Genomic DNA, 18,385 nt, shown 5'->3' with positions numbered 1-18,385 from the left:
TAAGCACTCAACCTTTTGTGTTTATTATTTATTCTCTTTTGTGTTTTAAGCTTTAGGGCAAGCTTAAAGCTTACTGCCTATAGCCTATAGCTGAATAAGCTTCACAATCTCTGCTACAATATCCTGTGTCGCTTTTGGTTTTGCCAATTTTTTAATATTTGCACTTAATTGTTTTTGCTTCCCTTCATCTTTAAGCAAGGCTTCAAAAACAATACTAAATTCATTATCCAATTCTGATTCCTTCAGTAAAATAGCTCCTTTAGCATCTACGATTGCCTGTGCATTTTTAGTCTGATGATCTTCAGCAACATTAGGCGACGGAATAAATATAACCGGTTTCCCTACAATACACAATTCGGAAACCGATGAGGCTCCGGCACGTGAAATAATCACATTGGCAGCCGCATATACAAAATCCATTCTTTCAATAAAATCAACTACCTTAACATTTTGCTGATTGTATTTTTTATATTCTTCAAAATACAACTTCCCGCATTGCCAGATTATCTGAACGTCCTGCGAAAGAAAATTTTGCAATTCTTTCTCGATTAACTGATTGATCCTTCTCGCTCCTAAACTCCCTCCTAAAACCAACAATATTTTTTTATTCGGATCTAGTCCATAAAAAGCAATCGCCTCTTCATGCTTGCTGTCAATATCAATGAGATCCTGACGAACCGGATTTCCGGTTAAAACAATTTTTTCTTTTGGAAAAAAACGCTCCAGGTTATCATAAGCAACACAAATTGCATTGGCTTTTTTACTTAGCAGTTTATTCGTAATTCCCGGAAACGAATTCTGTTCCTGAATGACTGTTGGAATTCCGGCCGAACCTGCTGCCTTTAATAAAGGTCCGCTGGCAAAACCTCCGGTACCAATTACAACATTTGGCTTAAATTGTTTTATGATTCGTCGTGACTCCAGCAAACTTTTTGCCAATTTTAACGGAAACATTAAATTTTGCAGCGTAAGTTTTCTTTGCAAACCTGCAATCCAAAGTCCTTTGATTTCATAACCCGCCTGAGGCACTTTCTGCATTTCCATTTTATCCTTGGCACCTACAAAAAGAAACTCAGCGTCAGGGAATTGTAATTTTAATTCATTTGCAATAGCAATTGCAGGATAGATATGCCCTCCTGTACCACCACCACTTAATATGAATTTATATTTTGTCATGTTTTTTTTAGTTATGAGTTGTGAGTTATGAATTGTGAGTGCTCTCAATACTTATCAACCTATTTCTCTATTCTCTTTCTTCTATTCTCTCAGCTCTATTCTTACTTATTTAAAACTGCATTCATCGGATTTCTGGAATTGTCTTCAATGGAATACAATCCCTCTTCTTCATATATCTTTTCGTTAGCAGGCAGATCTTCTTCTGCTAATTCTTTATCAATTAATCTTTGAAGGGCTTCTCTTCTTCTTTCTTTTTCCTCCTGTTCTTCAGCAATTTCTTCTTCTTTTTTTGTCACACTAATGATAATTCCGAGGGAGAAACAGGTCATCCAAATCGAACTACCTCCACTACTGATCAACGGAAGTGTTTGCCCTGTTACCGGAAGCAACTCCACTGCAACAGCCATATTGATCATTGCCTGAAAGATCATCGGAAACCCAAGTCCGACGACGACGAGCTTTCCAAATAATGTATTTGCCTTGTGTGAGGCGATCACAAATCGGAACAATAATAATAAGTACAAAATCAATATTGCTACCCCACCTACTAAACCGTATTCTTCTACAATAATCGCATAAATAAAATCGGAAGAAGACTGTGGCAAAAAGTTTTTCTGAACGCTTTTTCCCGGACCTACTCCTCCTAATCTTCCTGATGCTATTGCAATTTTTGCTTTCTCAATCTGATAATCATCTTCATCCGGTTTGTCGGTGGTAAAGTTTTCAATACGACTTCCCCAGGTACTAACCCTGCTAAAGAATCTGGAATCCGGGAATGCTTTTGCAACCAAAAGGAAGAACGCAAACATGGCAATTCCGGAACCGATAATAAAACCAATATATTTTAATGGATACCTGCCAATAAATGTCAGCATAATTACCATTGCAAAAATCAACGCTGTGGTTGAGAAGTTCGCCGGTAAAATAAGTGCCAGTGTTATAAAAACCGGCAGCCAAAGCTGTATCAGCGATACCTGAAAAGGTTCATTTTCTTCTTTCGTTTTCGACAAATAACGCGCCACAAATATGAATAATATACTGGCCGCCAAGGTCGACGTTTGAAACGTAATTCCGATAAAAGGAACCTGAATCCAACGGCTCGCATTTGCACCTGCAATAACAGTTCCTTTCAACAAGGTATAAAGCAGCAAAAACCACACTATAGGCAGTGCAATTTTCGAAATCGCCCTGAAATAATGATACGGCACGCGATGCACCCAGTAAATAATCAGAAAACCAATACAAACGTGAGCCAAATGCTTCACTAAATAACCTAATGTATTTCCGGTCCCATGACCGATATAGGCCAGATTACTACTCGCACTAAAAACAGGCATAAACGAAAACAATGCCAATAAAGCCACGAATGACCATATTACTCTGTCTCCTTTTAATTTGTTCACCAGCTCTTTCATAATGCTATTTTAGATTTATGAGTTTAGATTTTAGATTTTTCTAAACCTTAGTCTCTTTATTAATTCTGTTATTTACTGTTTTTAAACTACTGACAAAAATTGCCGTCAGTTCATTACCTTCTTTCCAAACTATTTCTAATTCAGATTTATCGATCCATTCTTTTTCTCTTATAATTTCAAGCCAGAATAAAGTTTCATCTGCTTCTTCTAAAACGATATTCATTTTAGCAACAAACTCCTTATCACTTCTGGCTCGGCATACTGCCCGATAATTTGCTCCAACTGATGTTCCACTCCTTACCATCTGATTTGTAATTGATCTCGTAACATTTGTACTTGGCATTTTCTCAGCTAAATCAATCACCATCAAAGAGAACTTTTTTGTTCTCAACTTCATTTCATCCGTCGTCATAATCAAAAAGAACTTAAAAATTCATTAATCTTAAAGTCTAGAAAAATCTAAAATCTAAACTCATAAATCTAAAATTACAAATTGTGAACGGCTTGCTTAAACTGCCTTCCTCTATCTTCGTAGCTTTCGAATAAATCGAAACTTGCGCAGGCCGGAGACAATAAAACAGCGTCGCCTTTTTCTGTTAAACGCTGTGCTGTTTTTACAGCATCGTTCATGTTATTTACTTCGACCATGATGTCAACCACATTTCCAAAGGCGCTGATAATTTTATGATTATCAATTCCAAGGCAAATAATAGCTTTTACTTTTTCGCGAACTAATGACATCAGTTCGTTGTAATCGTTTCCTTTATCTACTCCACCAACAATCCATACTGTTGGAACGTTCATACTGTCTAAAGCAAAGAAAGTCGCATTAACATTTGTTGCTTTTGAATCGTTGATATATTGTACATTCTGAATTTTAAGTACTTTTTCTAAACGGTGTTCAACACCCTGAAAATTAGATAAACTTTCGCGAATTGTTGCATTTCTAATTTGCATCAATTTCGCTACAGAGCTTGCTGCCATTGCGTTTTTCATGTTATGTTTTCCTTCTAACGCAATGTGTTCTGTGTCCATTGTAAACTCTTCTTGGTTGATCTTTATTTCCATTTTGTTGTTATTTATAGAAGCTCCTTCATCGAATGATTTCGTCAATGAGAAAGGAATTAATTTTGCTTTTGTTTTGTTGTTTTTTAACCATTCTGTACTTGCCTCATCATCTGCATCGTAAATGAGATAATCACTTTCGGTCTGGTTCATCGTTATTCGGAATTTCGAATTGATATAATTCTCATATTTATATTCATATCTATCGAGGTGATCGGGACTGATATTGGTTATGATCGCAATATCCGGTCTGTAATCTATTATTCCGTCTAACTGAAAACTGCTTAATTCAAGAACGTATGCATCGTATTTATTCTCGGCTACCTGCCAGGCAAAACTCTTTCCTATATTCCCTCCCAAACCTACATTCAAACCTGCTGATTTTAATAAATAATGTGTCAGCATAGTGGTAGTCGTTTTTCCGTTACTACCTGTGATTCCAATAGTCAATGCTTCTGTAAAAGGTTTTGCAAATTCTATTTCCGAAATCACTTTTACTCCCGCTGCTACCAACTTCTTTACAATTGGTGACTTTTCAGGAATGCCCGGACTCTTCATAACCACATCAGCATTTAAGATCAGATCTTCGGTATGCTGTTCTTCTTCCCAGGGAATTTTATTAATGATAAGAACTTCTTTGTAACTCTCTTTTATCTTTCCAAAATCTGATACAAAAACATCATATCCTTTTTTCTTTCCGAGAATAGCAGTACCTACGCCGCTTTCTCCTCCGCCTAAAACCACTAACCTCATACTTTATAAAATTAAAAATTGAGAATTAAAAATTAAAAATCTGCTATACTCAAGACCTCTAATTATTTGCATTTTTCCCTTTTAAGGTTAATATAATTTTCGCTAATATTTTACATATCTCCTCTGCTTCCTTATGAATGCTTTCGAATTCAACTGCAGAAATATAATCCGTTGCTTTCAAGAGTTTCAACCAATAAATTGTTTCTCTTGCTTCTTTATATGAGATTTCCAGTTTAAACAGAAACTCCTTATCAGAACGTCCCCCGATTGACTCTTCGATGTTCGCTCCAATAGAAGTCCCACATCTTAGAATCTGCTTACTCAAAACAAACTCTTTCTTTTCGGCCGTCAGATATTTATATAAATTGACAATTCTAACCGCGAAAAGAAAGGATTTACCCTGAATAATATTTTCTTTCCTTTCTAAGAACTTTCAATTTTTAATTCTCAATTTTTAATTCAAAACTATCTTAGTTTTAAAGTAACGATTGACAATATGGCTAACATTACAGCAACAATCCAGAAGCGGGTCACAATCTTACTTTCATGATATCCCTTTTTCTGATAATGATGATGCAGCGGTGACATCAGGAAAATTCTTCGTCCCTCTCCGAAACGCTTTTTTGTATATTTAAAATAGGTCACCTGAATAATTACGGAAGCACTTTCGGCAAGGAAAATTCCGCAGAATAAAACAATCAATATCTCTTTACGAACGGCAATCGCTAAAACAGCAATAATTCCTCCAATGGTCAAACTTCCTGTATCTCCCATAAATACAGATGCCGGAAATGAATTGTACCACAGAAATCCAATTAAAGCTCCCACAAATGCGGATATAAACACGGTCATTTCTCCCGAATTGGGGATGTACATTATATTCAGATAGTTGGAGAAAATAATATTCCCGGAAACGAATGTAAATATCCCGAGTGCGAGTACAGAAACCGCCGAAGTTCCGGCCGCGAGTCCGTCAATACCATCCGTTAAATTAGCTCCGTTTGAAACCGCTGTGATGATAAAAATAACCACCGGAATAAAAATCAGCCAGGCCCATTTTTCATACCCTTCACCTGTCCAGGCTAAAACTTCAGCATAGTCAAATTCATTATTTTTTACGAAAGGAATTGTAGTTGCTGTAGATTTTTCTTCTACCGGTGCCGGCAAAACTATAGTTGAATTGTTCGTAGCTGTTTTAAAAACATCGGTTCTCCCTGTATCGGTTCTAACGGTAACAGCAGGATTAAAATACAAAACAGATCCCACAATGATTCCAAGACCAACCTGTCCGATCACTTTAAAAATCCCTTTAAGTCCTTGTTTGTCCTTTTTGAATATTTTGATATAATCGTCCACAAAACCAATACTACCCATCCAAAGCGTCGTTACAATAAGCAATACGATATAGATATTATGCAAACGAGCAAATAACAAAACCGGTACCAGCGTTGCAAAAATGATAATCAGTCCTCCCATTGTTGGAGTTCCTGCTTTTTCATTTTGACCTGCAAGACCTAACTCACGAACGGTTTCACCAACTTGCTGATTACGTAAAAAGTTTATAATTCTTTTTCCGTAAATCGTTGACAAAAGCAACGAAAGCATAAATGCCAAAGCCGATCTGAAAGTGATGTACTGAAAAACACCCGTTCCCGGTACATCTAATGTTTTGTCTAAATATTCAAATAAATAGTATAGCATATATCTTTGTTTATTTGGTTAATCGTTGATTTGTTTATTCGTTTATTCTTGATTTAATAATTATTCGATTAAACGAATAATCAATTCACCGATTAAACTTTTATTTTCCTAGTTGTTCTAAAATTTCCTTTACCGTTTCCATATCATCAAAATGATGACGCACCCCATTTATCTCCTGATACGTTTCATGCCCTTTCCCTGCAATTAGGATAATATCATTGGGCTGAGCCAACTGACAAGCCGTTTTAATCGCTTGTTTTCTATCTGAAATTCTTAATATTTTTTTATAATTGTGAGCTTCAACGCCTTTCTCCATTTCATCTAAAATCACTTCAGGATCTTCATTTCTTGGATTATCTGAGGTTAAAATTGCCTTATCGCTCAAATCTGTAGCAATTTTTGCCATTACAGGCCTTTTGGTTTTATCTCTGTTTCCACCACAACCTACAACTGTTAACAGCTGCTCGTTTTTGGTACGGATATCATTAATCGTTTTTAAAACATTATCTAAAGCATCGGGAGTATGTGCATAATCAACTATTGCTGTAATGTTTCCTTCTGAAACGATATACTGAAAACGCCCCGAAACACTTTCTAAATCAGACAGTAAGCGCAACGCTTCGAGACTATCCATTCCTAACTCTACAGCCGTTCCGTAAATTGCCAAAACGTTGTAAGCATTAAACGTTCCGATTAGCTTTACCCAAACTTCATTATCATTAACTTTCAATAATAAACCCGACAACTGACTCTCCAGAATCTGCGCTTTAAAGTCGGCATACGTTTTTAAAGCGTAGGTAAACTTTCTGGCTACTGTATTTTGCAGCATTACCGATCCGTTTTTATCATCGATGTTAGACAAAACGAAAGCTGTTTTAGGCAAAGAATCAAAAAACGATTTTTTCACATCTCTGTATTCCGCAAAAGTTGGGTGATAATCCAAATGGTCGTGTGACAAATTCGTAAAAATTCCTCCAACAAAATGCAGTGCCTCTGTTCGTTTTTGGTGAATCCCGTGTGAACTCACTTCCATAAAACAATGCGTAACACCCGCTTCGATCATTTCGTTCAGATAATGATTGATTGTAATCGAATCCGGAGTGGTATGTGTGGCAGGAAATTCAGTCTCATCGACAATGATTTTTACGGTTGACAATAAACCAACTTTAAAACCTGCTTTTTGAAACAACTGAAACAACAATGATGCAATGGTAGTCTTTCCGTTTGTACCGGTAACCCCAACCAACTTTAACTTTTCGGATGGATTTCCGAAGTAATTGGCTGCCATAAAAGCCAGAGCCGCATTAGTATCTTTTACTTTTATATAGGTTATTCCTTTTTCAATGTTTTCCGGCAGCGTATCGCAAATAATCGCAACGGCACCTAATTGGATTGCTTTTTCAATATAATCATGACCATCTGAAAGTGATCCGCGAATAGCCACGAAAACATCATTTGCCTCAATTTTTCTTGAGTCAAAATCAATTTTATGTATATCGATTTCCGTTGAACCTGTTACAGACTCAATCGCTACTTTGTATAATATGTCTTTCAGTATTTTCACGATAATTCTAATACTATGATTGTGTTTTTACTAATATTTTGTCCGGGTTGAATAGACTGTTTTTTAACCTTTCCTACTCCGATAACTCTCACTTTTAAATCAAGGTTTTCTAACAATGCCACTGCATCCATACCCGGCATACCTTTTAAATTAGGAACCTGATTTATTTTTTTATTGGCTTCTGCCGTATATTTATTATAACTGTCATCTTGTTTTGGAATTCTTGAATCCAGTCTTTTTATTCTATTGGTTGACGGTGCATCTGTAAATATTTTTTGGGCGATTCTTTTAAAAACCGGCCCGGCAACATCTGCTCCGTAATAATTGTTTTTTGATGTATTAGGCTTATGCACTACTACTATACAAGAATATTTAGGATGTTCAGCCGGAAAATACCCCACAAATGAAGAGGCATAATACAAGCCTGATTTTCCTTCTTTTCCACCATAATTCACCTGTGCTGTTCCGGTTTTTCCTGCCATCGAAAAATCTTTCGAATACAGCTTAGAGCCCGTTCCCTTTTTTACCACATTGAGCAATACTGCTCTTACCTTGTCGATGGTTTCCTGCGAACATATTTTCGGATTGATAACTTCTACCTCAAACTTATTAATCGTTTTGTTCCATTCTTTAATTTCCGAAACAAACTGTGGCTTAACCATAACTCCATTGTTCGCAACGGCATTATAAAGCGCCAGGGTTTGCATTGGCGTAACCGAAACTCCATAACCAAAAGCCATCCACGGAAGTGAAACTCCTGACCAGTGTTTGTCTCCGGGTTGTGGAATATATGGCCTTCCTTCCCCTTTAAAATGCAATCCTAATGTTTTATTTAATCCGTACGAATTAATATGATTTACAAACTTTGACGGATTGCTTTTGTAATTGTCATACACAGCCTGAACCATTACGGTATTGGACGAAAGTTCAAATCCTCGTGCCAGCGAAATTTTCCCGTAACCGCCTCTGTGCGAATCACGAACAGCACGTCCGTAATACCTCATTTCTCCTCCATGACTGTCAAAAACAGTACTTGTATCGGCTACTTTATCTTCTAAAATCGCCATTAAATCGACCAATTTAAATGTCGATCCCGGCTCATGGGACTCGGCTATAGCGTAATTTGTAGTTTCATAGTACGATCCGTCTTCTGATCTTCCCAGATTCGAGATTGCTTTTACATGCCCCGTTTCGGTCTCCATTACCACCACACAACCGTGATCGGCTTCGTAATCTTCCAATTGCTTTAATAAAGCATGATGTGCAATATCCTGAATAAAAACATCAATGGTCGAAATCACATCATAACCGTCTACAGGATCTACTTCATTTAAATCGCGAATAGGCTTCCATTGTCCTTTTGCAATTTTTTGCTTTAAAATTTTTCCGTCTTTCCCGTTCAGATAACTTTTATAAGCCCATTCGATTCCTTTACCAACTTCGATTCCGGTTGCAGGGTCAATTCGATCATAACCAATGGTTCGTTCTGCAATTTTACCTATCGGATGTTTTCTAACGGTTTCCTGTTCAACAATTATCCCTCCTTTAAAAGCGCCCAGATTAAACAAAGGAAAACCTTTAATTTTCACATATTCGGTATAACTCAAATTGCGGGCAATCAGATAATAACGATTTTTGTTGGCTCTGGCTTTTCTTAATTCCTGCTGATAATAACCTGCCGGTCTGTCTAAAACGGTAGCCAATGAATCGGATAATGCTTTTACGTATTTTTCAAAAGTCTCTGTTTTTGGCGCTTTAGCATCAAAACGAATTTCATAATTCGGAATAGATGTAGCCAATAAACTTCCGTCAGCCGAATAGATATTTCCTTTGTTTGCCGGAATTACAAAATTTCTAACGGTACGCTGTTTCGCCAGTTTTCTGTAATAATCTCCTTCTACCCATTGAATATTGGTTAACTTAACAACAATAGCAATTGCCATCACAAAGATGAAAACTGCTACGAGGTAAATTCTGTAGGATATATGTTTATCTTCTACTGCCATATTCTTTTAAAGAAACTTTTTTCTTCTTCTTTTTTTACTTCTATTTTAATCGGAGGAACTGTGGATGGAAAAATTTTCTTCTCCAGCATTTTATCCGATATCGTCGATTCCATTTTTAACTTCATTAACTCTGAACGGCGGTCTACAAATTCAGATCGCAATTCTTTGACTTCATTGTTCAGTTTTGCGATTTCAAAAACCTTCTGTTCGTAACGCTGTGTATTGGCGATCATCAAAATGGCAAGCAGAATAATAAAAACAATGAAACGCCAGTTTTTTACTGCATCATCGTTGATCAGAAACCTTGCCTTTAATATATCAAATACACCACTTTTCATCTTTTCTACCTATATATTATACTAATCTGTTTAATTGTTGAATCGTTCAACCGTTTAACTGCTTATGGTCAAACTCACATTTCACAACCAACATCTCACAAACTATATCTTCTCAGCAATTCTTAATTTAGCACTTCTTGCTCTGTTGTTGATTTTAATCTCAGCCTCATCCGGAACAATCAGTTTTCCTATCGTTTTAAACGGAACTGAAAAGTTTCCGTAAAAGTCTCTTTCTGGTTCTCCTTCAAACATTCCGTTTTTGATGAATCTTTTTACCAGTCTGTCTTCCAAAGAATGATAAGAGATAACAGAGAATCTTCCGCCTGGTTTTAAAATTTCCAAAGACTGCTCAATAAACTCTTTTAGAACATCCATTTCCTGATTCACCTCGATTCGAATCGCTTGGTAAATCTGAGCCAGTATTTTGTTTCGAACTTTTTCCGGCAGATATTTCTTCAGAACTTCTTTCAGTTCATCTGTCGTTTTGATTGGATAGCCTTGTCTTGCTTCTACAATTGTTCTTGCTAAAACCGGCGCGTTCTTCAACTCCCCATAATCAAAAAAAACACGACGTAAATCCTGTTCTTCATATTCGTTAACCACCCGATAAGCATTTAAATCATTTTTCTGACTCATCCGCATATCCAGTCCGGCATCAAATCTTGTTGAGAAACCTCTCTCCGGAACGTCAAACTGATGAGATGAAACACCCAGGTCAGCCAAAATTCCATCTACACCTTTAACACCATGAAAACGCAAAAACCTTTTTATGAATCTGAAATTCTCATTAATTAAGGTAAACCGTTCATCCGGTAGTGCATTGGCAAGCGCATCTTCGTCCTGATCAAAAGCAAATAATTTCCCGTTTGGCCCTAATCGTCTCAAAATTTCTTTTGAATGCCCCCCACCGCCAAACGTAACATCTACATAAATGCCGTCAGGTTTAATATCTAAACCATCAACTGTAGGATGAAGCAAAACCGGATTATGATATTCCATTGTCGTCGTCATTAATATTTCCCATTACTTCTTCAGCTAAATCTGCAAAATCCATATCTTCGCCGCTTATTGATTTTTCATATAAATCCTTATCCCAAATCTCCACAATATTAACCGCAGATGAAAAAACCACATCTTTAGAAATACCCGAAAAGGTCACCAAATCTTTCGGAACCAGCAATCGCCCCAATGCATCAATCTCTACCACTTTCACACCTGCCGTAAATCTTCGAATGAAATCATTGTTCTTTTTTACAAAGCGATTCAGCTTGTTGATTTTTTGCATCATCAGATCCCATTCACTCATTGGATACAATTCTAAACACTGTTGAAAAACCGAACGCTTCAAAACAAATCCGTTCTGAAGAGAGGAAGTCAATTGCTTTTTCAAAGGTGCAGGCAACATCAGCCTCCCTTTAGCATCGACTTTACACTCATATGTTCCAACAATTGTGTTCAAGAAAATTCATTAATATGTTATAGGACAAAAATATAAAAAATATTACCACATTTTACCACAATGTACCACTTTGTTAATAAGTTTAACCACTTACGCCCCACTTTGCATAACAGATAGAAGATCAATACATTAACTTATTATTAACGAATTATCAATAACACTAATCATTCAAAAAAATTACGCGCTATTTTTCTTAAAAATTTAGCTATTCTGCCGATTTCTTAACATTTAAAAAACCGACAAAAAACACCACTTCATACTGATTTCTAACCACTTATAAATTATACTAAAATTATCTAGTTAAAAAACGACAGCAAAAATCCTTTTTTATTTATTAAACCCTATATTTGTCCAAATTGAAATTGGCATTAAATTAAATGGACAAACACTACAAAAAAGAAGGCAAATACAGCTATTATGAAGCTGGAGAAGGAACTCCTATCGTTATTTTACATGGCTTAATGGGAGGCCTTAGTAACTTTGATGCTGTAGCCGAATATTTTCCAACAAAAGGATACAAAGTTGTGATCCCGGATTTGCCAATCTATACTCAAAGCATTTTAAAAACAAACGTAAAAAGCTTTGCCAAGTATGTAAAAGACTTTATCACTTTTAAAGGATTTGATCAGGTCATACTATTAGGCAACTCTTTAGGCGGCCACATTGCACTGTACCACACAAAGCTATATCCCGAAAAAGTTGCCGGACTGGTAATCACAGGAAGCTCAGGGCTTTACGAAAGCGCAATGGGTGACAGCTACCCCAAAAGAGGCGATTACGAATACATCAAAAAGAAAGCTGAAGATGTTTTCTACGATCCTGCAATTGCTACACCAGAGCTTATTGACGAAGTGTACGCAACTGTTAATGACCGTATCAAACTCATCAAAACTTTGACGATTGCCAAAAGTGCTATTCGTCATAATATGGCCAAAGATTTACCAAAGATGACCACAGAAACCTGCATTATCTGGGGTAAAAATGATGCCGTTACTCCCCCAAATGTTGCCGAAGAATTTGATAAATTATTGCCTAATTCAACTTTGTACTGGATAGACAAATGTGGACACGCTGCTATGATGGAGCACCCTCAGGAATTCAACAAAATTCTGGAAGAATGGCTCGTTAAAAAGAATTTATAGCATCTAACTTTCGACTTTTAGGAGGTTTTAAAAATAAAAAACATGAAAATTAATACCGCCGAATTCATTGTAAGTAATTCTGAAGTATCAAAATGCCCGAAGGATTTTTTACCGGAATATGCTTTTATCGGAAGATCAAACGTAGGTAAATCCTCTTTGATCAACATGCTTACGAATCATAAGAATTTAGCCAAAACATCAGGGCGACCTGGAAAAACACAGTTAATCAATCATTTTAAGATTAATAACAATTGGTTTCTGGTCGATTTACCGGGTTATGGCTATGCCAAAGTATCTAAGAAAACCAAATCCGTTTTCCAGCAATTCATCACGGATTATTTTGAAACCCGAGAGCAATTAGTTTGCGCTTTTGTTTTAATTGACATTCGTCATGAAGCACAAAAAATCGACATTGAATTTATGTCTTACATGGGAGAAAGCGAAATACCGTTTTGCATCATTTTTACCAAAGCAGATAAAATCAGTAAAGTAAAAATCGATTCTCACGTCGCAGCTTACAAAAAACAAATGTTTGCCAATAACTGGTCTGAAATGCCTCAATATTTTGTAACTTCATCTACTGAAGCTACAGGAAAAGAAGATCTTTTAACCTATATTGATGAAGTAAATCAGGAGGTTTTTAAAAACAACTCGGAATTTTAGATCCCAATAGAGGAAATTCCAAATCCCAAAATAATCAATAAAAAATCCCAAATTCCAAGTTTTACTATTGGAATTTGGGATTTTTTATATTGGAAATTTAACTACTTATTTCGTCAGCTCCAGTTTCTCTGCAAAATAATCACAAAAGTCTTTCATAGTATCTGACATCTTCTCGTCGTCAGTGGCACGTTTAAAAGTATCCGCCATAGCCACCAAAGTCTGGTGAAAGAAAATTTTCATTTCGTCTACCGGCATATCTTTGGTCCACAAATCGATACGCATACTTTCTTTCGCTTTACTGTCCCAAATTGACAGCATAATTGCTTTTGCTTCCTCTGCTTCTACTCCACCGTCCTTTGCCGTCCATGATAATCTTTCCGGAACACGGTTTTCGTCTAATTCTATATTGAATTTAATTTCTGATTTTATTGTATTTGACATTATTTCTTAGGTTTATATTTTGACTTTTCAAAGATTACCTTTGCTTCTGTTTTTAATAATTCCGGCAAAGTTACGTTATTATTCTTCATATACGACCGTACAATTTGCCATCCTAACCAAGCCCCTATTCTTCCCGGAGAATCGTTGTCAATTTCTAAGTAGAATTTAGAAAACGGAGCAGGCACTATAAATCGGGTAGTTAGTTTCGGATCATCGCTGTACAGCATTTCGCTTTCAATAAAATAGCGCCACATATAGGCTTCATTTTCCTGGCTCCATTTTATTTGTTCAGGTGTGTAACCTATTTTTTCAGCATCAGTATAATTGGGCAACAACAAATCTTTCGCATACAATTGCTTCCCTTCAAAAATCATTTGGGAAACTAAATTTTTATCCGGAAATGCCGGGATATTTCGATAAGCGAAACTCGAAACCACGTCGGGCATAATTTGCTTCTCTTCAAAATTTTGTTTTAGATAATTTGGGAATTCATAAAATTTATGATCTTTCCCCAAATACAATTCCAACGCTACAATTACCAGAGTGTCTGCATATATAGCCTTGGCATTATAATCCATTTCCCCAATTACAGTGATAACTTTTGGCGTTTTCGTTTTAGGGAAGTAATATTTTACATGCTGAAAAAGCGCATTGAATTCTTCGCGGACAGGCTCAAAATTGCTGTATTTTTTCTGAACCTCGGTATAAACTTCTTTCCAGATGGGATCCTGCATTTTCTTAAGCCAGACATTATCATCATTTCCTGCCGGAAAAAAGAAAGGATACTGTTTTTTTACTTTAGCTAAATCCTCTGGTTTAGTCTCAAAAAACACCTTATCAAAACGCTCTACTTTAATGTCGACCGGAATTTCTTCTACTGCTTTTTCGACTTTGGTTTTCTGGTCACAAGACAAAAAAAACAAGCACAGAACCACTGCTAAGCGATATATTTTCATTTTATTTTAATTAGATTTGTGTTGCTCATATTTTAAACAAACTATGCTTAAAAATATTTGTGCAAATATACATCCCTGTATCTTAAATCTTGAACTATTATGGCTAAAAAAAGCACTATTCAGACAGAAAAAGTAAACACCCACATTGTAGAGTGGTTAAAAAATTATGCAACCCGAGCAAAAGTTAATGGTTTTGTAATTGGGATTTCAGGCGGAGTTGACTCTGCAGTGACTTCTACCTTGTGTGCACAAACCGGCTTAACCGTTTTATGTGTTGAAATGCCAATTCATCAGGCTGCCAATCAGGTTTCAAGAGGAAGAGAACATATTGAGCAATTAAAGAAACGTTTTCCAAATGTTTCAAGTGTAGAAACGGATTTAACCGCCACTTTTGAAGCTTTTAAAAGCGCTGTACCTCAAACGGACGATGAAGCGAAAGTAAATTTATCCCTAGCCAATACGCGTGCCCGTTTAAGAATGACCTCTTTATATTATTTAGCAGGAATTCATGGTTTGCTTGTAGCGGGAACAGGAAATAAAGTAGAAGATTTTGGGGTAGGATTTTACACTAAATATGGAGACGGAGGTGTCGATTTAAGTCCAATTGCCGACTTAATGAAATCAGATGTATATGCTTTAGGGGCATTTTTAACAATTCCGGAGTCAATTTTAAGCGCAGCACCTACAGATGGATTATTTGGCGATAATCGCACCGATGAGGATCAATTAGGCGCCAGTTATGATGAACTTGAATGGGCAATGTTAGCCTCGGAGTCAGGAAATACGGGGGATGACTTTAGCGAGAGAGAGAAAATTGTCTTCGAAATTTATAAACGTTTAAACACCAGTAACAAGCATAAAATGGATCCAATTCCGGTCTGTATTATACCAAAAACGTTAAAATAATACTTTTTAACATTTGTCTGCAATTAATTACAGAATTTATTTATTAATTTTACAGTTCCAAAAACATGAACAATTCTAAAAAAGGTAAAAATTATGATTAAAGTATGTCTTGCAGACAATCATCCTGTGACTCACTTTGGCGTTAAGTCTTATTTTAAAGACCACGATCAAATTTCAATTGTTGCCAACGTAGGCAATTTTTCAATGGTTAGAGATATCCTTCAGACGAAAGAAATCGATATCCTGATTCTAGATCTAGAACTGGAAGGACTTTCAAGTATCTTCGAAGTAAAATCCATCCTGAAGAATTTCCCAAAAACAAAAATTGTAATTTTTAGTGACCTCGCTGAACAAATGTATGCTCCAAACGCTATTAAAGCAGGAGTTTCTGGTTATGTACACAAAACAGAAAAACTTGAAACTTTAGGTATTTCTATTATTAAGGTACACGAAGGAAAAATTATCATCAACGAAACCGTACGTAAAAACATGGCCCTTATTGCTAAACAAAGCAAAAGCGAGCGTTTGTACAGAAAACTTTCAAATCGTGAGATCGAAGTTTTACGTTATTTAAGCGATGGTAAAAAGAACAATGAAATCTCTAAAATCTTAAACCTGAACGAAAAAACAATCAGTACTTACAAATTAAGATTATTGACTAAATTAAATGTTACTAATTTAGTTGACTTAGTAAACAAAGCTAAGACTTTAGAAATTATTTAATGGTATCGCGACATTACTCTTCCTAGTTTTTTCGCGAATGAATTAACTAATTTTGAGTAATCGACAACCATAGACAAAAGCTCTGTATTATCTGAATTATCAGGTTTTATAGAGCTTTTTAATTCATCAATGATTTTGCCTACCAAAAACCAACGCATTGACATAATCGTTTCGGTAACGTATTGCGCAATCGTTTCATGCTTCATTTTTGAAAAGATATTCTGTCCTTCCCAATCGTGAAGAGCCAATCTTTCATCTTCCATTAAAATATCCGTAACTTCCTGAGCAAAATCAGGCTGCAGGCGCATTAAATATTGCTCGAGACTAAATTTTTCATGCTGATTGTAAAACCCGATTAAGTCTGTAAAGATATCACGGAACAAATTATTAGAAAGTTCTACCTCATCTTCCTGCAAACTCAAATAAATACGCTGATAGACTTTATAATTTTTCATTTCAGAGACCATTATCACTTCGCCCTCTTCATTCGTTTTTAAAAGTACATCTTCAAACTCCTCCGTCTTATCACCATAAAGCAGCAGGATTTCGATTACTTTTCGTTCTAAACGGTATAAAATATCAACTTTCTCCGTCGGCTCTTGTGCATACGACGGTTCTCCCGGATAATAATCCTCAGGCGGCCCTGTCCTTGGGTCTTCGGGATCGCCCCCGGAATAACCGGTCTGTTTTGCAGGCTGATTCCTGTGTACTTCAAAAGGTCTTTGCTCCTGCTTTTGCTTTTTGCCTGCTTCTGCAAGATCTTTTTGAATTAATTGTGCCAAAGTACTCACCAATACCTGCTCAGAAATATCCATGATTCGGGCACATTCCTGAGTATAAATTTCGCGCTGGATACGATCCGGAATCTTCGAGATACTATTGACCATATCCCGAATCAAGTCGGCTTTTTTTATAGGATCGTTTTTCGCTTCTTTCATTAAGAGAGAGGCTTTAAACTGTATAAAATCTTTACTATTTTCTTCTAAATAAGCAACCAGATCATCATGCGAATTTTTTCGTGCAAAACTGTCCGGATCTTCTCCATCGGGAAAAGCACAAACTCTTACATTCATTCCTTCTTCCAGAATCAAATCGATCCCACGAACAGAAGCACGTAATCCTGCAGCATCTCCGTCAAATAAAACGGTTATATTTCTCGTTAATCGGTTGATCAGACGAATTTGGTCCGGTGTTAAAGCGGTTCCTGATGAAGCTACCACATTCTCGATTCCAGCCTGATGAAACTGAATCACATCCGTATATCCTTCCACCAGATAACAGTTGTTTTGTTTCGCAATCGCTTGTTTGGCCTGAAAAATTCCATAAAGCACTTTACTTTTATGGTAGATATCACTCTCAGGCGAGTTTAAGTATTTAGCGGCTTTTTTATCATTGGTCAGAATACGCCCTCCAAAACCCAAAACACGTCCGGACATACTTTCTATGGGAAACATCACACGCCCCTTGAAACGGTCAAACGGACGGTCTTCTCTTGGAATGGTCAAACCGGTACTTTCCAGAAACTCTAACTTGTATCCTTTACCCAAAGCTTCTTTGGTAAGAGCATCCCAGGTTTCAGGTGAATATCCTAAACTAAATTTTTTGATGGTTTCGTTGGTAAAACCTCTTTCCTTAAAATAAGAAAGTCCTATTGCCTTTCCTTCTTCTGAATTTAAAAGTGTTTTATGAAAATAGTCTTTCGCAAATTCCGAAACCAGATACATACTTTCACGAACATCTGTCATTGCTTTTTCAGCATCCGTCTGTTCTGTTTCTTCAATCTCTATATTGTACTTTCTGGCCAGATATCGAATGGCTTCCGGATAGGTAAACTGTGAATGTTCGATCAGGAACTTAACTGAATTACCTCCTTTTCCCGTACTAAAATCTTTCCAGATTCCCTTTGCAGGCGAAACCATGAACGATGGAGAGCGTTCATCTGAGAACGGACTTAGTCCTTTAAAGTTACTTCCGGCTCGTTTTAAATTAACAAAATCACCAATAACCTCCTCTACTCGAGCAGCATCAAAAACAGCATCAATCGTACTTTGTGAAATCAAAACGTAAAATATTTATA

The 18,385-nt window shown here is 36.4% G+C and carries 18 protein-coding genes; 4 read left to right on the top strand and 14 right to left on the bottom strand.

Annotated elements, in window-relative coordinates:
• Positions 1 to 84 precede the first annotated feature (84 nt).
• From murG to mraZ, 11 genes are all read right to left on the bottom strand, one after another.
• Complete coding sequence (gene murG / locus LNQ34_RS12535; protein ID WP_229999992.1) at positions 85 to 1,176, bottom strand: undecaprenyldiphospho-muramoylpentapeptide beta-N-acetylglucosaminyltransferase; 1,092 nt, start codon at positions 1,174 to 1,176, stop codon at positions 85 to 87.
• A 101-nt stretch (positions 1,177 to 1,277) separates the two neighbouring features.
• The gene (locus LNQ34_RS12530; protein WP_229999990.1) at positions 1,278 to 2,591 is read right to left on the bottom strand and encodes an FtsW/RodA/SpoVE family cell cycle protein; all 1,314 of its coding nucleotides are present in this window, start codon (positions 2,589 to 2,591) and stop codon (positions 1,278 to 1,280) included.
• A 40-nt stretch (positions 2,592 to 2,631) separates the two neighbouring features.
• Positions 2,632 to 2,958, bottom strand: a complete 327-nt coding sequence (locus LNQ34_RS12525) for a four helix bundle protein (RefSeq protein ID WP_229999988.1) — start codon at positions 2,956 to 2,958, stop codon at positions 2,632 to 2,634.
• Positions 2,959 to 3,077: 119 nt separating this feature from the next.
• Positions 3,078 to 4,409: a UDP-N-acetylmuramoyl-L-alanine--D-glutamate ligase gene (gene murD / locus LNQ34_RS12520; protein WP_202703054.1), complete on the bottom strand. Its 1,332-nt coding sequence runs from the start codon at positions 4,407 to 4,409 to the stop codon at positions 3,078 to 3,080.
• Between the two features lie 58 nt (positions 4,410 to 4,467).
• Positions 4,468 to 4,818: a four helix bundle protein gene (locus LNQ34_RS12515; protein WP_230000591.1), complete on the bottom strand. Its 351-nt coding sequence runs from the start codon at positions 4,816 to 4,818 to the stop codon at positions 4,468 to 4,470.
• A 56-nt stretch (positions 4,819 to 4,874) separates the two neighbouring features.
• Positions 4,875 to 6,110, bottom strand: a complete 1,236-nt coding sequence (gene mraY, locus LNQ34_RS12510) for a phospho-N-acetylmuramoyl-pentapeptide-transferase (RefSeq protein ID WP_202703053.1) — start codon at positions 6,108 to 6,110, stop codon at positions 4,875 to 4,877.
• Between the two features lie 100 nt (positions 6,111 to 6,210).
• Positions 6,211 to 7,674 (bottom strand): UDP-N-acetylmuramoyl-L-alanyl-D-glutamate--2,6-diaminopimelate ligase, encoded by a 1,464-nt coding sequence (locus LNQ34_RS12505; protein WP_229999986.1) that lies wholly within the window; start codon positions 7,672 to 7,674, stop codon positions 6,211 to 6,213.
• On the bottom strand, positions 7,671 to 9,680 hold the full coding sequence (locus tag LNQ34_RS12500; protein ID WP_202703051.1) for a penicillin-binding protein: 2,010 nt from the start codon (positions 9,678 to 9,680) through the stop codon (positions 7,671 to 7,673). Before LNQ34_RS12500 ends, LNQ34_RS12505 begins: the two co-directional genes overlap by 4 nt.
• Positions 9,671 to 10,018, bottom strand: a complete 348-nt coding sequence (locus LNQ34_RS12495; protein WP_017497023.1) for an FtsL-like putative cell division protein — start codon at positions 10,016 to 10,018, stop codon at positions 9,671 to 9,673. The genes LNQ34_RS12500 and LNQ34_RS12495 overlap by 10 nt, the downstream gene beginning before the upstream one ends.
• A 102-nt stretch (positions 10,019 to 10,120) precedes the next feature.
• Positions 10,121 to 11,029, bottom strand: coding sequence for a 16S rRNA (cytosine(1402)-N(4))-methyltransferase RsmH (gene rsmH / locus LNQ34_RS12490; RefSeq protein ID WP_202703050.1), 909 nt, complete (start codon positions 11,027 to 11,029; stop codon positions 10,121 to 10,123).
• Complete coding sequence (gene mraZ, locus LNQ34_RS12485; RefSeq protein ID WP_017497025.1) at positions 11,004 to 11,477, bottom strand: division/cell wall cluster transcriptional repressor MraZ; 474 nt, start codon at positions 11,475 to 11,477, stop codon at positions 11,004 to 11,006. Before mraZ ends, rsmH begins: the two co-directional genes overlap by 26 nt.
• 377 nt (positions 11,478 to 11,854) lie before the next feature.
• Between mraZ and LNQ34_RS12480 the strand changes: the two genes are divergently transcribed.
• Together LNQ34_RS12480 and yihA are read left to right on the top strand one after the other, a co-directional pair.
• Positions 11,855 to 12,619 carry an alpha/beta fold hydrolase gene (locus LNQ34_RS12480; RefSeq protein ID WP_017497026.1) on the top strand — a complete coding sequence of 255 codons (765 nt, stop codon included), beginning with the start codon at positions 11,855 to 11,857 and terminating at the stop codon, positions 12,617 to 12,619.
• A 42-nt stretch (positions 12,620 to 12,661) separates the two neighbouring features.
• On the top strand, positions 12,662 to 13,282 hold the full coding sequence (yihA, locus tag LNQ34_RS12475; protein ID WP_202703049.1) for a ribosome biogenesis GTP-binding protein YihA/YsxC: 621 nt from the start codon (positions 12,662 to 12,664) through the stop codon (positions 13,280 to 13,282).
• Positions 13,283 to 13,387: 105 nt separating this feature from the next.
• Here the strand turns inward: yihA and gldC are convergent, their stop codons facing one another.
• Together gldC and gldB are read right to left on the bottom strand one after the other, a co-directional pair.
• Entirely contained in the window at positions 13,388 to 13,723 is a 336-nt protein-coding gene (gene gldC, locus LNQ34_RS12470) for a gliding motility protein GldC (protein ID WP_017497028.1), read from the bottom strand.
• Positions 13,723 to 14,679, bottom strand: coding sequence for a gliding motility lipoprotein GldB (gldB, locus tag LNQ34_RS12465; protein WP_202703048.1), 957 nt, complete (start codon positions 14,677 to 14,679; stop codon positions 13,723 to 13,725). The genes gldC and gldB overlap by 1 nt, the downstream gene beginning before the upstream one ends.
• 99 nt (positions 14,680 to 14,778) lie before the next feature.
• Between gldB and nadE the strand changes: the two genes are divergently transcribed.
• Both nadE and LNQ34_RS12455 read left to right on the top strand, forming a co-directional pair.
• Positions 14,779 to 15,585 (top strand): NAD(+) synthase, encoded by an 807-nt coding sequence (nadE, locus tag LNQ34_RS12460; protein ID WP_229999984.1) that lies wholly within the window; start codon positions 14,779 to 14,781, stop codon positions 15,583 to 15,585.
• A gap of 93 nt (positions 15,586 to 15,678) precedes the next feature.
• A complete protein-coding gene (locus tag LNQ34_RS12455; RefSeq protein WP_017497031.1) occupies positions 15,679 to 16,308 on the top strand; it encodes a response regulator transcription factor in 630 nt (209 codons plus the stop codon).
• On the opposite strand, the gene dnaG is transcribed toward LNQ34_RS12455, so the two are convergent.
• Positions 16,305 to 18,368, bottom strand: coding sequence for a DNA primase (gene dnaG / locus LNQ34_RS12450; protein ID WP_229999982.1), 2,064 nt, complete (start codon positions 18,366 to 18,368; stop codon positions 16,305 to 16,307). The genes LNQ34_RS12455 and dnaG overlap by 4 nt on opposite strands.
• Positions 18,369 to 18,385 lie beyond the last annotated feature (17 nt).

It is taken from the genome of Flavobacterium lipolyticum (genome assembly GCF_020905335.1).
In the GTDB taxonomy this organism is placed as follows: Bacteria; Bacteroidota; Bacteroidia; order Flavobacteriales; family Flavobacteriaceae; genus Flavobacterium; species Flavobacterium lipolyticum.
Note: the sequence above shows the minus strand (reverse complement) of the source record. Positions and strands in the feature narration are given on the sequence as shown.

Bases quoted from the DNA above. Each gene is read 5' to 3' on its own strand.
- murG (WP_229999992.1), bottom strand. From the start codon at position 1,176: ATGACAAAATATAAATTCATATTAAGTGGTGGTGGTACAGGAGGGCAT.
- LNQ34_RS12530 (WP_229999990.1), bottom strand. From the start codon at position 2,591: ATGAAAGAGCTGGTGAACAAATTAAAAGGAGACAGAGTAATATGGTCA.
- LNQ34_RS12525 (WP_229999988.1), bottom strand. From the start codon at position 2,958: ATGGTGATTGATTTAGCTGAGAAAATGCCAAGTACAAATGTTACGAGA.
- murD (WP_202703054.1), bottom strand. From the start codon at position 4,409: ATGAGGTTAGTGGTTTTAGGCGGAGGAGAAAGCGGCGTAGGTACTGCT.
- mraY (WP_202703053.1), bottom strand. From the start codon at position 6,110: ATGCTATACTATTTATTTGAATATTTAGACAAAACATTAGATGTACCG.
- LNQ34_RS12500 (WP_202703051.1), bottom strand. From the start codon at position 9,680: ATGGCAGTAGAAGATAAACATATATCCTACAGAATTTACCTCGTAGCA.
- LNQ34_RS12495 (WP_017497023.1), bottom strand. From the start codon at position 10,018: ATGAAAAGTGGTGTATTTGATATATTAAAGGCAAGGTTTCTGATCAAC.
- rsmH (WP_202703050.1), bottom strand. From the start codon at position 11,029: ATGACGACGACAATGGAATATCATAATCCGGTTTTGCTTCATCCTACA.
- LNQ34_RS12480 (WP_017497026.1), top strand. From the start codon at position 11,855: ATGGACAAACACTACAAAAAAGAAGGCAAATACAGCTATTATGAAGCT.
- yihA (WP_202703049.1), top strand. From the start codon at position 12,662: ATGAAAATTAATACCGCCGAATTCATTGTAAGTAATTCTGAAGTATCA.
- gldC (WP_017497028.1), bottom strand. From the start codon at position 13,723: ATGTCAAATACAATAAAATCAGAAATTAAATTCAATATAGAATTAGAC.
- gldB (WP_202703048.1), bottom strand. From the start codon at position 14,679: ATGAAAATATATCGCTTAGCAGTGGTTCTGTGCTTGTTTTTTTTGTCT.
- nadE (WP_229999984.1), top strand. From the start codon at position 14,779: ATGGCTAAAAAAAGCACTATTCAGACAGAAAAAGTAAACACCCACATT.
- LNQ34_RS12455 (WP_017497031.1), top strand. From the start codon at position 15,679: ATGATTAAAGTATGTCTTGCAGACAATCATCCTGTGACTCACTTTGGC.